The organism is Pseudomonas sp. GW821-FHT04D07 (assembly GCF_059420225.1).
On the sequence record NZ_JBWKTH010000014.1, the window covers coordinates 1 to 17,335 of the forward strand.

The window sequence follows — 17,335 nt, forward strand, 5'->3', positions numbered from 1 at the left end:
GAGCTTGCCCGCGAAGCTTTTAGCGATTTCAAGGACGCCTTCGCGGGCAAGCTCCGCTCCCACAAAAGCAGTCCCCGCGAGGCCGGTTTTACTTACTTGAGGTTACCGCTGAGGAACTGACGCAGCCGCTCGCTCTGCGGATTGCCCAACACATCGTCCGGCGCGCCTTGTTCTTCCACCAACCCCTGGTGCAGGAACAGCACCTGGCTGGAGACCTTGCGCGCGAAGCTCATCTCGTGGGTCACCATGATCATGGTCCGGCCTTCTTCGGCCAGCCCCTGGATCACCTTGAGCACTTCACCCACCAGTTCCGGGTCCAGTGCCGAGGTCGGTTCGTCGAACAGCATCACTTCCGGTTCCATCGCCAGCGCCCGGGCAATCGCCACGCGCTGCTGCTGGCCGCCGGACAGAAACGCCGGATACTGACTGGCCACCCGGGCCGGCAGGCCGACTTTTTCCAGGTAACGGTGGGCACGCTCCTCGGCGTCTTTCTTGCTCACCCCCAGTACCCGCCGCGGGGCCATGGTGATGTTTTCCAGCACGCTCATGTGGCTCCACAGGTTGAAGTGTTGGAACACCATGGCCAGGCGGGTGCGCAGACGCTGCAATTCGGCGTCGTCGGCGACGCGCATGCCGTGCTTGTCGCTGACCATGCGGATCGCCTGGCCGTCGAGGCTCATGGCACCGTCATTGGGCGTTTCGAGGAAGTTGATGCAGCGCAGGAAGGTACTCTTGCCCGAGCCGCTGGCGCCGATCAGGCTGATCACATCGCCAGTCTTGGCCTTGAGCGAGACGCCCTTGAGCACCTGGTGTTCGCCATAGCTCTTGTGCAGGCCTTCAATGGTCAGTTTGTACATGGGCACCTCAAGGAGAAAGTAGATAGCCGCTGCGATAGGCTTCGCGGCCGGCGACATGGGCAATCACCATGCCGGCGGTGGCCATGCGGCGCAACGAACGGGCGTAGAGCAGGCCCGCCGCATTGCAATGAATAGGGGTGACGCTGTCGCTGAGCGGGTCGATGATCTCGGCGATCAGTTGCCCGGCTTCCAGGTATTGCCCCGGCACCGCGCAGAACACCAGCAGGCCACCCACCGGCGTGCTCACCGGTTCGACAGCGGCCAGCGGCGTTGCCGGGTACGGCAGCTCCGGCAAGGGCGCGGACTCGCCGACGATGGCGCCGAAGTGCGTCAGGTAGTCGAGGATCGCCTGGCAGTCGAGACGCGCTTGCGGGTGATTCACATCGCCCTGGCCGCGCAGCTCCACGGTCACCGAGAAACTGCCCTGGGGAATCGCGAAACGCTCGCCAAAGCGCTGGCGCAGGTCCCACCAGAGCAGGGTGAAGCATTCGTCGAACGACTGGCCGCCGGAGTCGGTGGCCAACAGGCTGGCTTGCGAACCGATATAGCGGGCCAGCGGTTCAACCTGCGGCCAGGCTTCGGGCGTGGTGTACAGATGGGCCACGGCTTCGAAGTCGCAGTGCAGGTCCAGCACCATGTCCGCGTCGCAAGCCAGTCGTTGCAAGGTCAGGCGCTGGGATTGCAACTGGGTCGCGGGCACCTCCGCCGCCAGGGCGGCCTTGAGGTGAGCGCGGATCAACTGCAGGTTGTGCACCGGATCGTCCGTGAGCTGGTCTTCGATCTGCTGGCCGATCTCGTCGCTGAGGTCGATGAACCAGCGATTGAAGTTCTGCCCGCTTTCCAGCTCGTAGCGACCCAGCGGCACGTCCATCAGCACCTGTTCCAGGCCGATTGGGTTGGCCACTGGCACCAGCACGATTTCGTAGCGCAGGGCGCCGACCTGTTCCAGCTCGGCCAGGCGCTGCTTGAGGTGCCAGGCCACCAGCATGCCGGGCAGTTCGTCGGCGTGCAGGGACGACTGGATGTAGATCTTCCCCGTGGCCTGTTCCGGCCCGAAATGAAAGCTGTGGATCTGCCGGGCGGTACCCGGCAGGGGAGCCAGCAGCTCGTGAGTCAGATGACGCATGCTCTGGAGTCCTAGTGTGCCGGGCCAAGAAAGGCCAGCCAGCGGCGCTCGGCCAGACGGAACAGACCGACCAGGGTGAAGGTGATCGTCAGGTAGATGATCGCGGCGATACCGAACGACTGGAAGGTCATGTAGGTCGCCGAGTTGGCGTCCCGGGCGATTTTCAGGATGTCCGGGATGGTCGCGGTGAACGCCACGGTGGTGGAGTGCAGCATCAGGATCACTTCGTTGCTGTAATAGGGCAACGAGCGGCGCAGGGCCGAGGGCATGATCACATAGGCGTAGAGTTTCCAGCCGCTCAGGCCATAGGCCTTGGCCGCCTCGACTTCACCGTGGTTCATGCTGCGGATTGCCCCGGAGAAGATCTCCGTGGTGTAGGCGCAGGTGTTCAGGGCGAAGGCCAGGATGGTGCAGTTCATCGCATCGCGGAAGAACGAGTTCAGCAACGGTTGTTCGCGCACCGCTTCCAGGCTGTAGATCCCGGTGTAGCAGATCAGCAGTTGGATATACAGCGGCGTGCCGCGAAACAGGTAGGTGTAGAACTCCACCGGCCAGCGGATACGGCGCTTGGGCGAAACCCGGGCGATGGACAGCGGGATCGACACCAGGAAACCGATGAAGATCGAGGCGCTGAGCAGCCACAGGGTCATGGCCAGGCCGGTGATGTGCTGGCCGTCGCTGTAGAGGAACGGCCGCCAGTATTGCTGCAGGAGTTCGATCATCGCACGGCCTCCCGGGCGCCCGCGGCATAGCGGCGTTCCAGCCAGCGCAGGACATAGTTCGAAGCGCTGGTAATGAGCAGGTAGATCAAGGCGGCGAGTACCAGGAAGTAGAACAGTTGATAAGTGCTCTTGCCCGCGTCCTGAGCAGCCTTGACCAGGTCGGCCAGGCCGATGATCGAGACCAGTGCGGTGGCCTTGAGGATCACCATCCAGTTGTTGCCGATCCCCGGCAGGGCGAAGCGCATCATTTGTGGAAAGGTCACGAAGCGGAACCGCTGGGCCCGGGTCAGGCCATAGGCGGTGGCGGCTTCGAGCTGTCCGCGCGGCACGGCGAGAATCGCACCACGGAAGGTTTCGGTGAAATAGGCACCGTAGATAAAGCCCAGGGTGATGACCCCGGCGGCAAACGGGTCAATCTCGATGTAGTCCCAATCCATGGCGTCGGTCAGGGTCGAGAGCCAGGTTTGCAGACTGTAGAAAATCAGCAACATCAGCACCAGGTCGGGGACCCCGCGAATCAGCGTGGTGTAGAGCTGGGCCGGAATGCGCAACAGGCTGATGCTGGATAATTTGGCGCTGGCGCCGAGCAGGCCCAGTAACACGCTGACCAGCAGCGAGAGGATGGAGAGCTGGACGGTCATCCAGGTGCCTTGCAGCAGGATCGGGCCAAAGCCCTTCAGGCTGAAGGCCGAGAGCCCCAGAATTTGCAGGAGGTTGTCGAACATGAAAAATCAGACCTTTGGCAGTCGAAAAGGCGCCCCTCGGACGAGGGGCGCCAAGGGATCACTTCCCGCTGTACAGGTTCAGATCACCAAAGTGTTTTTTCTGGATTTCAGTGTACTTGCCATCTTTGTGTAACGCTGCGATACCTTTATCCAACAGGGCTTTCAGCTCTTTGTTACCTTGTTTGATACCCACCGCGGTTTTAGCCGGCAGCAGCGGATCGTTGATCGGCTTGCTGACTTCGTAGCCGGCGCCCGCTGGCGACTTCAGGAAGCCCAGCTCGGCTTGCAGCATATCCTGCACCGAGGCGTCGAGGCGGCCGGAGGTCAGGTCAGCGTACACCTGGTCCTGGTTGGCGTAGGCCTTGGTGGTTACACCCGCCTTGTCCAGTACGGCCTTGGCGTAGGCTTCCTGGATGGTGCCTTGCTCGTAGCCCACGGTTTTGCCCTTGAGGGACTCAGGCGTGGAGAAGTTTGCACCCTTTTTGAACACCAGGGACGTCGGGCCGGAGAACAGCTCGCTGGAGAAGTCGATGGCCTTCTGGCGGGCTTCGGTCACGGTCATCGACGAAATCACGCCGTCGAACTTGTTGGCGTTGAGGCCTGGAATCATGCCGTCGAAGTCACTTTCGACCCATTTGCACTTGACCTTCAGCTCGGCACAGATGGCGTTGCCCAGATCAATGTCGAAGCCGACCAGGCTGCCGTCTGCGGCCTTGGATTCGAATGGCGCGTAGGAAGGATCGACGCCGAAGCGCAGTTCCTTGTATTCCTTGGCCATAGCGGAACCGGCGGCCATGCAGAGAGCCAGTGCAGAAAGGGTCAGCAATGCTTTTTTCATTATTTATTCCCTAAAAACCAATATGAGCGCTTGTGGCGCACTGAGTACTGTTACTGGAACGCGTATGACCTGATAAAAGTAGCAATTTCCGAACCAGAGTCACGAACAAGTGTTTTAAAAGGCAGGAATATGGCTACGAGCCAGCTAATGATGCCCGAAATTGGGCATTGAAAAATAAATGCACAATATTGGTGCGCTCGTAGGTGAGAAAAGGGTGCAATTACAGGCTGAAGGGGTAACACAGATGCGGAAACCTGTGGGCGCTGGCTTGTCAGCGATGAGGCGGTGTGGCGAATGGTGCCATCGCCAGCCGGTGTTTCACCATGCCCTATCGTCGCGCCAGGACTCTGTGCAAGCAGGCTTGCCAGCGATGGCGATTTATCTAGCGACAGGGATGCCGACTGTCAGATCGCGATCGCCGGCAAGCCGGCTCCAATGGGGTTATTTGCCGGGCACCAGGGTCAATCGCGTGGTGCCGTAGGCCTTGTCGAAGTTCTGTTGCTGCATCGGGAAGCTGACGTACTGGGCCTTCAACCAGCCATCGACACCGCTGGCATAGCTCGGGCTGGCCGGGTTGCCGGACTGTCCGGGGCTCTGCTGGCCGCTCATCGGTTCGATCTGGCCAAAGTCGATGATCATGCGCACGCCCGGCACCTGGATGACGTCGAAATTCGCGCTGCCCCAGGCGTAGGCCGAGGTGTTCAGAGTAGTGTGGTCGCCGCCAGCCTGGATCGGTCCGCGGATGACCTGGCCGGCGGCGTTTTTCCAGCTATAACGGTGCAGCGTGCCCCATTGCCAGGCTTTGTGATCGCTGCCCAGCAGGCTGTCACCGGCGCTGATCGCCGCGGCCAGGCTGCGGGCCAGGATCGCCGGCTTGTCTTCTTTCTGAGGTGTGCGGCTGTCGTCCCAGAATGGGCTGTCCTCGCGCCCCAGCAAGTGATCGGCCTGGGCCGAGTAGGACAGCTTGCCGTTGGCGACAAAGGCTTGCCACACCGGACCGTTCTCCGGGCCGAGCTTGTCGAGGAAGATCTGCTTCATGCTTTCCTGCAGGAACAGCTCATACAGCGCGGCATCGGCCGACGTCGCGCTGAGCTTGCCGTCGAACGCCAGCAACCGGCTCAGGGCCTCGCGGGCCTTGCTGCGTTCGGCTTCCGGCAGGGCCTCGATGGCCTGCTTGAGCGGCGTGGCCATGCCCGGCGCCTGGAACATTTTCTTCAGCTTGTTGGCGAATGTGGTGCTCTGGTCGTACTGCATGGCGATGGTGCTGCGGCTGTCCTGCTTGCCGGCCGCGGCCAGTTCCGCCAGGCGTTCGCCGCGTTCCGGGTAGTACCAGGCGTTGGACAGCTGCATGCCGTAGCCGCGCGCCGCGCTGCGCTGGTTGGCGGTGCCCAGCCAACCCTGGCCCGGGTCCTGGTCATACGGGTGGAGCATCGCGTCGGCGTAGCCGTCCCAGTCGAAGCGGCTGTCCCAGCCCGGCGATGGCAGCAGGCCTTCGCCTTCGCGGCGGTTGGGGAAGCGTCCGGTGACCTGCCAGCCGATATGGCTGGCATCGGCGAAGACCATGTTCAGGGCGATGGCGCGGATTTCCCGGCTGGCATCCGAGGCCCTCTCGGCGCTCTGGGCGCGGGACAGGTCGAAGAACGCATCCAGGCTCTTGTCGTCCTTGAACGATGAGCTCTGCAGGGCCAGGCCGTAGCCGCCGGTCAAGGGGGTGTTGTCCAGTGCACTGTTAAGCAGCGGGCCATGGCGGGTTTCGAACACCGTCTCGCGGATCGAACGCTGGCCTTTGATGAAGTAGGTTTCGTTGCGCACGATCACTGGCAGCCATTTGCCGTCGGCTTCGTAATAGAGCGCATTGCCCTGGCGCTTGAGTTTTTCCAGGAACAGATCCTGGTTGTCCCCCGGTACGGCGGCCATGCTCCAGGCCACCTTGCCGTTGAAGCCGGACAGCAGCATCGGCAGGCCGGCGATCGAGGTCCCGGCGGCCTGGTACTTCGGCGCGTGGATCTGCACGTAGTTCCAGGCCGCGGGGGCGCTGGTTGGCTGTTGCAGGTCGGCGGCCAGCAAGCTCTTGCCGCTGCGGCTGCGCTGCGGGCCAATGGCCCAGTTGGTCGAGGTGCCGGCGCCGAGGATATTCAGTGCCGCCACTTGCTCGGCGGCCTTGTTCAGCGCACCCAGGCCCGAAACCTGGCTCAGGGCGATGCCCTTGAGTTTCTCGGCTTCGGCCAGGGGCAGCGGTTCGTCCGGGGCGGCCGGGGTCAGCCAGGCGAGTTTGTCGACGCCGACTTTCTGCGCCAGGACCAGGCTGGCAATCTCTTGCTGCAAGTTGGCCGACAGGTTGAAGTTGAGCAGGCAGAAGATCAGCGCCGAATCTTCCGGTTTCCAGTATTCCGGGCTGTAGCCGCTGCTGACCAGGTCCGGCGGCAGCTTGTCGCGGTAGCGGAACAGGTAGGCGTTGACACCACGCGCGTAGACTTCGAAGAAGCGCTTGAGCCGTGGCGACGCGGCGTTGTACAACTCGCCGGCGCTTTTCTTCAGGTTGACGGCGCGCATGAAGCGGTCGCTGTCGAGGGCGTCGGGGCCGTTGATTTCGGCCAGTCGGCCCTGGGCGAGCAGGCGCAGGGTGACCATCTGGGTGATGCGGTCGCTGGCGTGGACGTAACCGAGGGTGAACAGCGCGTCGTGAAAGGTGTTGCTTTCGATCAGCGGCATGCCGAGGCTGTTGCGGCGCACCGAGACGTTCTGTGCCAGGCCCTTGAGCGGCTGGACGCCGGCGGTCGGTGGCAGGCTGTCCTGGGCGTTCCAGGTCTGGCAACCCGTCAGGCCGAGCAGGCCCGCCATGGCGGCGGCAACGCCACATTGCTTGAGAGAGAAGGAAGAGGCTGGCGAGGCCATGGCAAAGCTCCTGCGGGGGTAGCGTCAGTAAAGGCGCTACGTTAGTGAGCAGGAGGAAGGCGCGCAAGACGGCGGGCGGGCTTATTTCGAGTTTTGAGCGATAAATCGGAAGGAAAAAGCAATGAACAGGGATATCCAGGTAAACGCGGCGTTGATCCTGATCGACCAGCAGCAGGGCATCCTCCATCCCAGGCTGGGGCCACGCAACAATCCCGAGGCCGAGGCGCGGATGCTTGAGTTGTTGCAGCACTGGCGTGAGAGTGCGCGGCCGGTGGTGCATGTCCAGCATCTGTCGCATTCACCGGAGTCGGTATTCTGGCCCGGGCAGTCCGGAGTCGAGTTCCAACCGCGCTTTAGGCCGGGGGAGGGCGAACGGCTGGTGCAGAAGCGGGTGCCGGATGCGTTTTGTGCGACCGGTTTGGCAGATTGGCTGCGCCAGGAGGGGATTGAACAGTTGGTGATCGTCGGTGTGGCAACCCATAACTCCGTGGAGGCGACCGCGCGTACAGCCGGCAACCTCGGGTTTGACACCTGGGTGGTGGAAGACGCTTGCTACACCTTCGACAAGACGGATTATTTCGGTGCGCCGCACAGTGCCCAGGAGGTCCATGCCATGTCCCTGGGCAATTTGCATGGCGAGTATGCGACGGTGGTGTCCAGCCGTTTGCTGCTTGGGGTGTGATCCATCAGACCAGATGCAGATGGTTGTCCCACAGCCCCGCCGGCAGTTCCAGCGGTTGGGCTGTCAGTTCCTTCTGGCGGCAATCGTAGAAACGGCAGCGGCCCTGGCCGGAAGTGACGACGAAGCCATCCGCCACCGCGCCGACACCCGCGCAGTCCGGTAATGGCGCATCCAGGCGCACGGCGCCGCTGTCCAGGTCCCAGATAAAGAAACGGTTACCCCGTGGCGCGGTCAACGCCACCAGGCGCAATTCGCTGTGCAGCGCGACGCTGGCGGTGTAATGCGCCATGGCCTGCAATTGCGGCTCGGCCACCGGGAAGGCGACAAAGGGTTGACCGGGACGCTTGATCGCCAGCAACTCGGCCGACTCGTGGGACGCGCCCATGAATTGCTGGCCGGCGACGATGGTGCCGTCGCTGGCCACGCCCAGGTGGCGCACGCTGTTCATTGGCTGGGACAGGGTTTCCTTGCTCAGCAGGGTGCCGTCGCGCCGCATCAGTACCAGGCTCGGCTCCATCGCGTCGAGGTTCATTTCCACCCGGCTTTCGGCTTCGGTGCGAATGCCGCCGTTGGCGACGACCAGGGTCTCGCCATCGGGCATCCACGACACCTGGTGCGGGCCGATGCCATGGGTCGAAGTCTCGCCGGCATGGACCCATCGCTCACCTTCGAAACGATACACACCCAACAGGCCACGGCCCGGATCGCTGGTGTCGTTCTCGGTGGCGTACAGCCAGTCGCCGCTCTTGTGGATCACCGCATGGCCATAGAAATGCCGGTGCGGTTGCGAGGCAATGGTCTGCCGCAGGCGGCCGTCACGCAGGTCGACCAGGTAACTTTCGGTGCCCGGACGTCGCGCGACGAACAGCGCCAGGGGCTGGGACGGGTGGTTGATGATGTCGTGGCAACGCTGGCCGACCTGAGTGGCGAAAACCTCGGTGCCGTCCAGCCGATAGCCCACGGCATAGTGTTTGCCGTCAGCGTCGTCACGGGCGGAGAGCAGCAGCGGGCCTTGGCCTTTTTGCCGGAACAGGCTCCAGCCGCCCAGCGTCAAGGCGCTGAGCAGCAGGCTGCCGAGGGTCAGGGCCTGGCGTCGCAACATCATCAGTCCCCGTCGTTGGCGTTGAAGCCCAGTTGGATGCCCAGCGCCTTGGCCAGTTCGCCTTCGTGCAGGCGGTGGATGACATTGAGGCTGTCATAGAGGTCGTTGAGTTGCTGGCGCCCGGCGTCATCGCCGAGCAGGTCGGTCAGCGAACGCTGGGTGCTGTCGAACAGCTTCAGGGACGCCGCGTAGGCGGCGTCGATCTTGTCCACCAAGGGTTTCTGTTGTGCCGGCAGCAGGTTGCGCAGGCCCTTGTTGTCGACACCGACCCAGACGGTCCGGGCGGCGGTCAGGCTGGCGCGCATGCCTTGCAGGGACGACTGGCTGCGCCAGGCATCGGCCTGGAACGGTTGGGGGATGCCCTTGGTCTGGCGGCCCATGGGCGTGCCGAGTTTTTTCTTCAGGGTGTCCAGGGCGGTGACCTGGACCCGCAGCAGATCGGCGATGGCTTCGTGGGCGTCGGCGTAGCGCGGGTTGGGGAACTTGCTCATCTGCGCGAGCATGCCGTCGCTGGTTTCCCAACGCGAGAGGATCTCTTCGGCGAGGACTTTCTGGCGTTTGCCGATGGCGCTCAGCAGTGGGCAATAGCGGGCTTTCCGGGCGCTGTCGGCGAGGTCGATCTTGCTGTCGTAGAGGATGTATTCGTAGGCCGAGAGGCCCTGGACCACGACACTGGACTTGGCCAGGGCGTCGGCATCGATCTGCGGCTGGGCCGTGACCAGTTGCTCGACCTGACGACCCACCAGATTTTTCTTGTCCGGCCAGAACTGCACCTGCCAGGAACGATTGCCTTCGGCCAATGGCCCGATCAATAGCGGCTGCAATTCGGCCCAGGCGTTCTGCGCGTGAAGGAAGTCGGCGCGGGCGGTTTCCAGACTCTCCTGGCCTTCGCAGAAGGCCAGGGCGCTGATCGCCAGCTGGCGGTCGGCGTCGACCCAGCGGCTGTAGGTTGGCAGGATCACCTGCTGGGCGATCGCGGCCGAGGTCACTGCTTGCGGGTCCTGGGGCGAGCAGGCGCCGAGGGCGAGCGCGGCCAGGCTGGTGAACAATAGTTTGGGGCGGAACATGCCCGTCTCCTCTTATAAAGAATTCAGGAAGGCCAGTAACGCAGCGCGTTGTTCGGCATTGAAAGACAGCACCTGCTGCTGCGCCGGCAAGGCCTCGCCGCCATGCCAGAGTATGGCTTCGAGCAGGTTGCGGGCGCGGCCGTCATGCAGCAACTGGGTGTGGCCGCTGACGGTTTGCGTCAGGCCGATGCCCCACAGCGGCGGGGTGCGCCAGTCATTGCCGTCGGCCAGGAACTCGCTGCGTTGGTCGGCGAGGCCGGGGCCCATGTCATGCAGCAGCAGGTCGCTGTAGGGCCGGATCAACTGGTTGGCCAGCTCGGGTTCGGCGGCCGTGGCCGAGGTGGTGAACTGCGGGGTATGACAGGCCTGGCAACCGACCTGGTAGAACAGGCTCTTGCCGGCCAGCACTTGCACGGAACCGACGTCGCGCCGCGCTGGCACCGCGAGGTTGCGCGTGTAGAAAGTCACCAGGCGCAGGATGTTGTCGCTGACTTCCGGCTCGCCGTCCGCGCCGCCACCGTGGGGCGCTTGCAGGCAGTCGGTCTGGGTCGGGGTGCAGTCGTCGAAGGGCCGCAGGCTGCTGGTCAGGCCCATGTCGCTGGAAAACGCGTGGACGTTCTGTTGATTGATATTCGGTTGTCCGGCCTTCCAGCCAAAGCGGCCCAGTACGGTCTTGCGCTGGGCATCGTCCCAGACCCGGTTGGGTCGTCCATTTACCCCCAGGCGTTGCTGCAAACGAGCGTTGGCCAGGATTGCCTCCTCGGGAATCGCTTCGAGCAGGCCGAGGCCGATCATCGGCGGGGCGATGCGCGCGGAAAACAGCGTCTGCGGGTGCATCGGGCCATAGCCCAGCTGGGTGATGCGCAGCGTCGGGCGGCGCAGTTCGATTTCCGTGCCGTCCTTGAAGCGCACCGGTACCGCTTCATAGTCGACCCGTACCTTGCCCTCCGGGGCGACGCCGGGGATGGCCATGTCCTGCAACTGCCCGCCATAGACCGGTTCCGGCACCACGCCCTGGCGTTCGATCAGTTTGGCGTACATCGGGCTGTTGGGAATCGACAGGCGCACCAGCATCGACACCGCGTTATCCGCACCCGCTGCCGGCGGATGGCCGCGCCCGTCCTTGATATGGCAGTTCTGACAGGCGTTGGTATTGAACAGCGGGCCGAGGCCGTCACGGGCGGTGGTGGTCGAAGGGGCGATGACCCAGGGACTGCGGAAGAAACTGTTGCCGACGCTGAAGTCCAGGCGCCGCTCTGGGGAGAGGCTGGCCGAGGGCTGCGAGAAGGCGTTGCGATCCTGTTTGCCCACTGTGGTGCTGCCGCCGGATCGGGCTTCGCCGGGTTCGGGCTGGGTAAAGTGCGGAGCGTCGTCGCAGGCGGTCAGGCCAAGGGCCAGGAGCAGTGTCGACAGGCGAAGGGGCGGCGAGGGCATCGGTGTCCAAGGCGTGAGAAAGACCGGGCGCGAGTTTATCAGTCTCGATACATTTGAATAAGAGGGATTAGCATTTACTTGATTTATGACACTGCGCGGCTTTGTGGGGGCTGGCTTGCCCTCATGTAGGAGCGAGCAAGCTCGCTCCTACATGAGGGGGGACAAGGGCCGATCAGAAATCGTGATCGGCGTTATCCGGGTTCAGGTCGCTGATGCCGAGCTTGGCCGCCGCCTGCTCGATGGAGCCGGTTTGCTTGACCAGCGCCGAGATGGCGTCACGCACGATCTTGTTACCGGATTGGTTGCCGGCCGCGATCAGTTGGTCGTAGTGCTCACCCTTGTTGGCGTGGTCGACCATGATCTGGATCTTCGTTTCGGTGGCTTGCAGGTCGTTCTTCAGCGCTTCGTCGGTCGCCGGATCGACCTTGGCCACCAGGGCGGACAGACTCGGGCCGCTCAGCTGAGTGCCGTCGACACGGGTGTATTCACCCAGGTAGACGTTGCGAATGCCCTTGGCATCGTAGAAGTGCGAGTTGTGGGTGTTGTCGCTGAAGCAATCCTGCTCGTCTTCCGGCGAGTTGGCTTCCAGCGAAACTTTCATGCGCTCGCCCGCCAGTTCGCCGAGGGACAGGCTGCCCATGCCGAAGAGCATTTTGCGCAGGCCGCTTTCCGCCGGCTCGGCTTCCAGGCTGGCGCGATAGTTGTCGGCCACATCCGGCTTCCAGTTACCGACCATTTCCTCCAGGTCGTTGACCAGCAGTTGGGTTACGGCCTTGAGGTAGGCGCGCCGACGGTCATTGTGACCGCCGGTGGCGCCGGCACCTTCCAGATAGTCCGAGGCCGGACGGTTGCCGGCGCCAGGGCCGGTGCCGTTCAGGTCTTGGCCCCAGAGCAGGAATTCGATGGCATGGTAGCCGGTGGCGACATTGGCTTCGGAACCGCCCAGCTCGTTCAGGCTGGCGAGTTTTTCCGGGGTGATCTCGCTGACATCGACCTTGTCTTCGCCGATCTGGATTTGCGGGTTGGCGATGATGTTGGCGCTTGCGGCCGGGTTGCCGAGGGCATGTTCGTAGGAGGCGTCGACGTAGTCGATCAGGCCTTCGTCCAGTGGCCAGGCGTTCACTTGACCTTCCCAGTCGTCGATGATGGTGTTGCCGAAGCGGAACACTTCGCTTTGCAGGTACGGCACGCGCGCGGCGATCCAGGCGGTGCGGGCGGCCTTGAGGGTCTCTTCGTTCGGCTTGGCGAGGAAGGCGTCGACAGCGGCCTGCAGGTTCTTCGCGGTGGATTCGGCATCGCTGAATACAGCGAAGACAATCTCGGTGTAGTGGGCGACCACGGCTTTGGCGGCGGCTTCGTCGACCTTGGCGCTGGCATCGTCGGCGGCTGCCTGGGCCGCGGCAGCTGGGGCCTGGGTGGCCGCTGCGGATTTTTCCTTGTCCTTGTCGCCACAACCGGCGAGGGCGATGGCGATAGCCAACAGACTGGCGGTGGCCAGAGGCATGCGAATCATGGCGAACATCCTGCTTCGAGAGGGTGGATGGGGGCGCAGGGCCCCGCAAAGCCGACACATAATGCGAAGGATTTGCATTCGGTGTAAAGGGCTTAGTGATTGAAATATTTGGTATTAAATCAATAGTCGATCCCGGCGGATTTTGTCGCGGCGAGCGGCTTGGCGCCGGGCCTCACAAGATCGCCGCATTGCTGCGCTGCGCCTGCTTGAGATAGGCGCCCAACTCGCGGGCTGGCAGGGGTTTGCTGTAGTGGTAGCCCTGGCCCTCGTGACAACCCTCGGAAATGATGTAGGCCTCCTGCTCGACGGTTTCCACGCCTTCGGCGATGACCTGCATGCCGAGGCTCTTGCCCAACTGGATGATCGCCCGGACGATGGTCGCATCGTCGTCGTCATCGAGCAGGTCCTGGACGAAGCTCTTGTCGATCTTGATCTTGTCCAGTGGCAGGCTCTTGAGGTAGCTCAGCGAAGAGTAGCCGGTGCCGAAGTCATCGATGGCGATCAGCGCGCCGGAGCGGCGCAGGCTCAACAAGTGCTGGGCGGCGGTGCTGATGTCTTCCATCAGGCCGGTTTCGGTGACTTCCAGCTCCAGGCTGCGCGGCGGCAGGCGGTACATCTGCAGGAGGTTGTTGACCACTCGCGGCAGCTCGGCGTGGTGCAATTGTACGGTGGACAGGTTGACCGCCATGCGCAGGTCACTGAAGCCCTGGTCGTGCCATTCGCGCAACTGGCGGCAGGCCTGGTCCAGTACCCACTCGCCGATGGCGATGATGGTGCCGTTTTGCTCGGCCAGGGGAATGAACAGGTCCGGCGGTACCAGGCCGTGTTCCGGGTGTTGCCAGCGCAGCAGCGCCTCGACGCCCACCACCCGGTGGTCGCGGTAGCTGATCTGCGGTTGGTAGACCAGGTAGAACTGATTGCGGTTGAGGGCTTCGCGCAGGTCTTTTTCCAGTTCGCGACGGCGGCGCATTTCGCTGTCGACGCTGGCGATATAGAACTGGTAGCGGTTGCGCGAGCGGGTCTTGGCCAGGGTCATGGTCTGTTCGGCTTTCTGCAACAGCTTCTCGGTGCTGTCGCCGTCTTCCGGGAACAAGGTGATGCCGATGGTGGCACGCAGGCGGATTTCCTGGTGATCGAGGGCAAACGCCGCTTCCAGATCGTCGAGGATGCTCTGGGCCAACTCCGCGGCTTCATAGGGTTGTTCGATATCGGCCTGGACCAGGGCGAACTGGTCGCCGCCCAGCCGGGCCAGGGCGCCGAGGCGACCGCTGTGGGCGCGCAGGCGGTCGGCCAGGGCCAGCAACAGCTGGTCGCCGACCTGGTAACTGAACTGTTCGTTGATGCCCTTGAAGTCGTCCAGGCCGACACACAGTACCGCCACCCGGCGTTGCAGGCGGCCGGCGTCGACCAGGATCTTGTCCAACTGCTGCTGCAACTGCTGGCGATTGGGCAGACCGGTGAGGAAGTCGTACTGGGCCATGCGCAGCAAGCTGTTTTCCGCTTCGTGGCGCAGGTGGGTATTGCGCTCGATGGACGCCAGCAACTGGTTGGCGGTGTTGACCCAGATGCCCAGCTCGTTCTTCTCATGGCCCTTGAGCTGGGGCAACTGGTGTTCGCTGGGACGATCCGGATTGACGTTGCTCAGGTGCTCGATGATTCGCGACAGCGGTTTGGTCAGCAGCCAGTGATAGACCAGGTAGAGCACCAGGCCGAGGAACAGTGCCCGCAGCACGCCGGAGATGAAGATGATCACCGAGTTGATCAGGAAACCCTGGCCGTAGGTGGCCGTGTCGAGGGTGATGCTCAGGTCGCCGTAATACTCGCTGTAGGGGCCGCGACCGACCAGTTGCGTGCTGAAGGTGCTTTCCTGGCCGAGGATAGGGTCGGTCAGCCAGCGGCTGGCGGTTTTTTGCAGGTCGCGGGATTTTTCCGCGAGCATGGCCTCGTTGGGATGGCCGATGGAGGCCATGCGCACGGCGTCGTCCTGGAACAGGCCCTCGATGACTTGCATGCCCATCTCGCGGTCGAGGCTGTAGACGGCCTGGGTCGAGGGGTCGCGGAACATGTCGAGAATACGCTGGGCATCGCCGGCTACGGCCTGGCGAGTCTTGTAGGCATCAAAGACAATCTGCGCACAACTCAGTACAACGCCGACGATCAGCGCCGACAGCAGTACGACCCGGAGCAACTTCACCGACAAGCTGTTCTTGAATTCCAGCTTCAAAGGGCTATTCCTTGTTCCGTTCGGATGGCATCAAGTTGCCATGAGTATTGGCAATCCGGCCCGGTCAGTCAAAGGGACAATGCAAGCGGCGAGAACCCGTGCTCATGCTTGGCCGATCAGGTTGATCCCGGACCCTTTCAGGCCATGGCTACTGTGTCGGTCGCACGAGCCCTCTACTTGAGGGGTGGCGCTTCATTTTCCAGGATTATTCAGGTTAGTTCCTGTCGGCGCGGCAGGTATAAAAAAACCCGGCGAGGCCGGGTTTTTTTGCGAAGCGGGTTCAATCTCAAGCGGTGAAGGCTTTGCCTTCGAACTGCTCGGCGACGAATTTCCAGTTCACCAGGTTCCAGAACGCCTCGACATACTTCGGACGGACGTTGCGGTAGTCGATGTAGTAGGCGTGTTCCCAGACGTCGCAGGTCAGCAGCGGGGTGTCGCCGCCGGTCAGCGGGTTACCGGCACCGATGGTGCTGGCCAGGGCCAGGGAGCCATCAGCCTTTTTCACCAGCCAGCCCCAACCGGAACCGAAGGTGCCGACGGAAGTCTTGGTGAACTCTTCCTTGAACTTGTCGAAGGAACCGAAGGCGGCGTTGATGGCTTCAGCCAGCTTGCCGGTCGGTTGACCGCCGGCGTTTGGCGCCAGGCAGTTCCAGTAGAAGGTGTGGTTCCAGACCTGAGCGGCGTTGTTGAAGATGCCGCCGGAGGAAGACTTGACGATTTCTTCCAGGGTCTTGCCTTCGAACTCGGTGCCTGGCACCAGGTTGTTCAGGTTCACGACGTAGGTGTTGTGGTGCTTGTCGTGGTGGTACTCCAGGGTTTCCTTGGAGATGTGCGGCTGCAGGGCATCATGTGCATAAGGCAGCGGAGGCAATTCGAAAGCCATGGTGATTCTCCTAATCAGGTCAGTTGCGGTGAGCGCAAGGCCGATCACGGCGGCCATACAGGCGTGCGCCGGGGAGTTTGTACTCTTTGCGGCGCAAGACTCGGATCATAGCACCGGGGGGACGGCTTAACCACGCAACAACTGTGTGGAATAGAGGTTCCAGAGCCTTTTGGAATAAGTCAGTCAGCGCCGATCAACTGGGCGGCGACGCTGAACATCATCACGGCCACCAGCAGGTCGAGCAGACGCCAGGTGGCTGGGCGCGCCAGCCACGGGGCCAGCCACGCGGCGCCGAGGGCGAGGCTGAAGAACCACAGCAGCGACGCGCTGGCCGCGCCCACCACGTAGGCAGCGGGCTCGGTCTGCTGGGTGCCGAGGGAGCCGATCAGCAGCACGGTGTCGAGGTATACGTGGGGGTTGAGCAGGGTGACTGCCAGGCTGCTGAGCAGCACCACGCGCAGTGAACGCGCGGTCTGCCCTTCGCCTTGTTGCAGGCTCTGGCGGGAAAAGGCCCGGCGTAGCGCCAGGCTGCCGTACCAGAGCAGAAAGGCCGCGCCACCCCAGCGCGCGAACGCCAGCAGTGTCGGGTTATGCGCCAGGACGCTGGCCAGACCGAAGACCCCCGCCGCCATCAGGAGCGCATCGCAGAGCACGCACAAAGCCGCTACCGGCAGGTGGTGTTCGCGGCGCAGGCTCTGGGCCAGGACAAAGGCGTTCTGCGTGCCGATCGCCATGATCAGGCCGGCGGCCACCAGCATGCCATTCAGATAGCTCTGCCACATGACTACGACTCCCCGTGTTCGGCCAGTTGCCGCAACACTTGCATGGCGCGCTCGGCGTCATCGCGGCCGACGAACAGGTGGTCGTGATAATAGCCGGCGATCACGTTGCAACTGATCCCGGCCTGGCCCAGGGCACCGGCGAAAGCGGCGGTGAGGCCGACCGCTTGCAGGGCCGAGTGCACGTCGAGGGTGATCCAGGCCGCCAGGTAGTCGAACGCCAGGTCCAGGGCCTGGGCGTCTTCGCGGCGCAGGATCACGCTCAGGCCTTCGCGTTCGCGAAAGCTGCCGATGGGCTCGCGGCCGTTGAGCTGGCTCGCATCGGTCAGGGAGCAGAAGACGTAGTCGCCCTCGTGGAGTTCGGGGCTCATGCTGCGCAGCAGTACGCTCAGGGAAGTTTCTCCGGCCATGTCGGTGTCCTCGGGTAATCAGTGAATACGGGCATTCTGCGGGGTGATGTTGTATAAGAAAAACCAATAATGCTGATC

15 protein-coding genes are annotated in these 17,335 nt (G+C 63.0%); 1 reads left to right on the plus strand and 14 read right to left on the minus strand.

What is annotated here, in order from left to right:
- Positions 1-92: 92 nt before the first annotated feature.
- From AC07T0_RS17440 to AC07T0_RS17465, 6 genes are all read right to left on the minus strand, one after another.
- On the minus strand, positions 93-857 hold the full coding sequence (locus AC07T0_RS17440; RefSeq protein ID WP_495002382.1) for an ABC transporter ATP-binding protein: 765 nt from the start codon (positions 855-857) through the stop codon (positions 93-95).
- 7 nt (positions 858-864) lie between these two features.
- Entirely contained in the window at positions 865-1,983 is a 1,119-nt protein-coding gene (locus tag AC07T0_RS17445; protein ID WP_495002383.1) for a succinylglutamate desuccinylase/aspartoacylase family protein, read from the minus strand.
- Positions 1,984-1,994: 11 nt separating this feature from the next.
- Entirely contained in the window at positions 1,995-2,705 is a 711-nt protein-coding gene (locus AC07T0_RS17450; protein ID WP_121134229.1) for an ABC transporter permease, read from the minus strand.
- Positions 2,702-3,430 carry an ABC transporter permease gene (locus AC07T0_RS17455; RefSeq protein WP_495002384.1) on the minus strand — a complete coding sequence of 243 codons (729 nt, stop codon included), beginning with the start codon at positions 3,428-3,430 and terminating at the stop codon, positions 2,702-2,704. The genes AC07T0_RS17450 and AC07T0_RS17455 overlap by 4 nt, the downstream gene beginning before the upstream one ends.
- Positions 3,431-3,488: 58 nt before the next feature.
- On the minus strand, positions 3,489-4,268 hold the full coding sequence (locus tag AC07T0_RS17460; RefSeq protein ID WP_495002385.1) for a transporter substrate-binding domain-containing protein: 780 nt from the start codon (positions 4,266-4,268) through the stop codon (positions 3,489-3,491).
- Between the two features lie 441 nt (positions 4,269-4,709).
- Complete coding sequence (locus tag AC07T0_RS17465; RefSeq protein WP_495002386.1) at positions 4,710-7,163, minus strand: penicillin acylase family protein; 2,454 nt, start codon at positions 7,161-7,163, stop codon at positions 4,710-4,712.
- A 121-nt stretch (positions 7,164-7,284) separates the two neighbouring features.
- On the opposite strand from AC07T0_RS17465, the gene AC07T0_RS17470 reads away from it, so the two are divergent.
- On the plus strand, positions 7,285-7,845 hold the full coding sequence (locus tag AC07T0_RS17470) for a cysteine hydrolase family protein (protein WP_495002387.1): 561 nt from the start codon (positions 7,285-7,287) through the stop codon (positions 7,843-7,845).
- Positions 7,846-7,849: 4 nt separating this feature from the next.
- Here AC07T0_RS17470 and AC07T0_RS17475 read toward each other — a convergent pair whose 3' ends face one another.
- The 8 genes from AC07T0_RS17475 to AC07T0_RS17510 all read right to left on the minus strand — a co-directional run bounded on the left by AC07T0_RS17475 (position 7,850) and on the right by AC07T0_RS17510 (position 17,257).
- Positions 7,850-8,947, minus strand: a complete 1,098-nt coding sequence (locus AC07T0_RS17475) for a DUF1513 domain-containing protein (RefSeq protein WP_495002504.1) — start codon at positions 8,945-8,947, stop codon at positions 7,850-7,852.
- A 2-nt stretch (positions 8,948-8,949) separates the two neighbouring features.
- Positions 8,950-10,014: an imelysin family protein gene (locus AC07T0_RS17480; RefSeq protein ID WP_495002388.1), complete on the minus strand. Its 1,065-nt coding sequence runs from the start codon at positions 10,012-10,014 to the stop codon at positions 8,950-8,952.
- Between the two features lie 12 nt (positions 10,015-10,026).
- Complete coding sequence (locus AC07T0_RS17485) at positions 10,027-11,448, minus strand: di-heme oxidoreductase family protein (protein ID WP_495002389.1); 1,422 nt, start codon at positions 11,446-11,448, stop codon at positions 10,027-10,029.
- Positions 11,449-11,620: 172 nt separating this feature from the next.
- On the minus strand, positions 11,621-12,961 hold the full coding sequence (locus tag AC07T0_RS17490; RefSeq protein WP_495002390.1) for an imelysin family protein: 1,341 nt from the start codon (positions 12,959-12,961) through the stop codon (positions 11,621-11,623).
- Between the two features lie 172 nt (positions 12,962-13,133).
- Positions 13,134-15,185: a putative bifunctional diguanylate cyclase/phosphodiesterase gene (locus AC07T0_RS17495; RefSeq protein ID WP_495002391.1), complete on the minus strand. Its 2,052-nt coding sequence runs from the start codon at positions 15,183-15,185 to the stop codon at positions 13,134-13,136.
- 286 nt (positions 15,186-15,471) lie between these two features.
- A complete protein-coding gene (gene sodB, locus AC07T0_RS17500) occupies positions 15,472-16,068 on the minus strand; it encodes a superoxide dismutase [Fe] (RefSeq protein WP_495002392.1) in 597 nt (198 codons plus the stop codon).
- 179 nt (positions 16,069-16,247) lie between these two features.
- Complete coding sequence (locus AC07T0_RS17505) at positions 16,248-16,850, minus strand: LysE/ArgO family amino acid transporter (RefSeq protein ID WP_495002393.1); 603 nt, start codon at positions 16,848-16,850, stop codon at positions 16,248-16,250.
- Between the two features lie 2 nt (positions 16,851-16,852).
- Positions 16,853-17,257 carry an ACT domain-containing protein gene (locus AC07T0_RS17510; protein WP_495002394.1) on the minus strand — a complete coding sequence of 135 codons (405 nt, stop codon included), beginning with the start codon at positions 17,255-17,257 and terminating at the stop codon, positions 16,853-16,855.
- Positions 17,258-17,335: the final 78 nt, after the last annotated feature.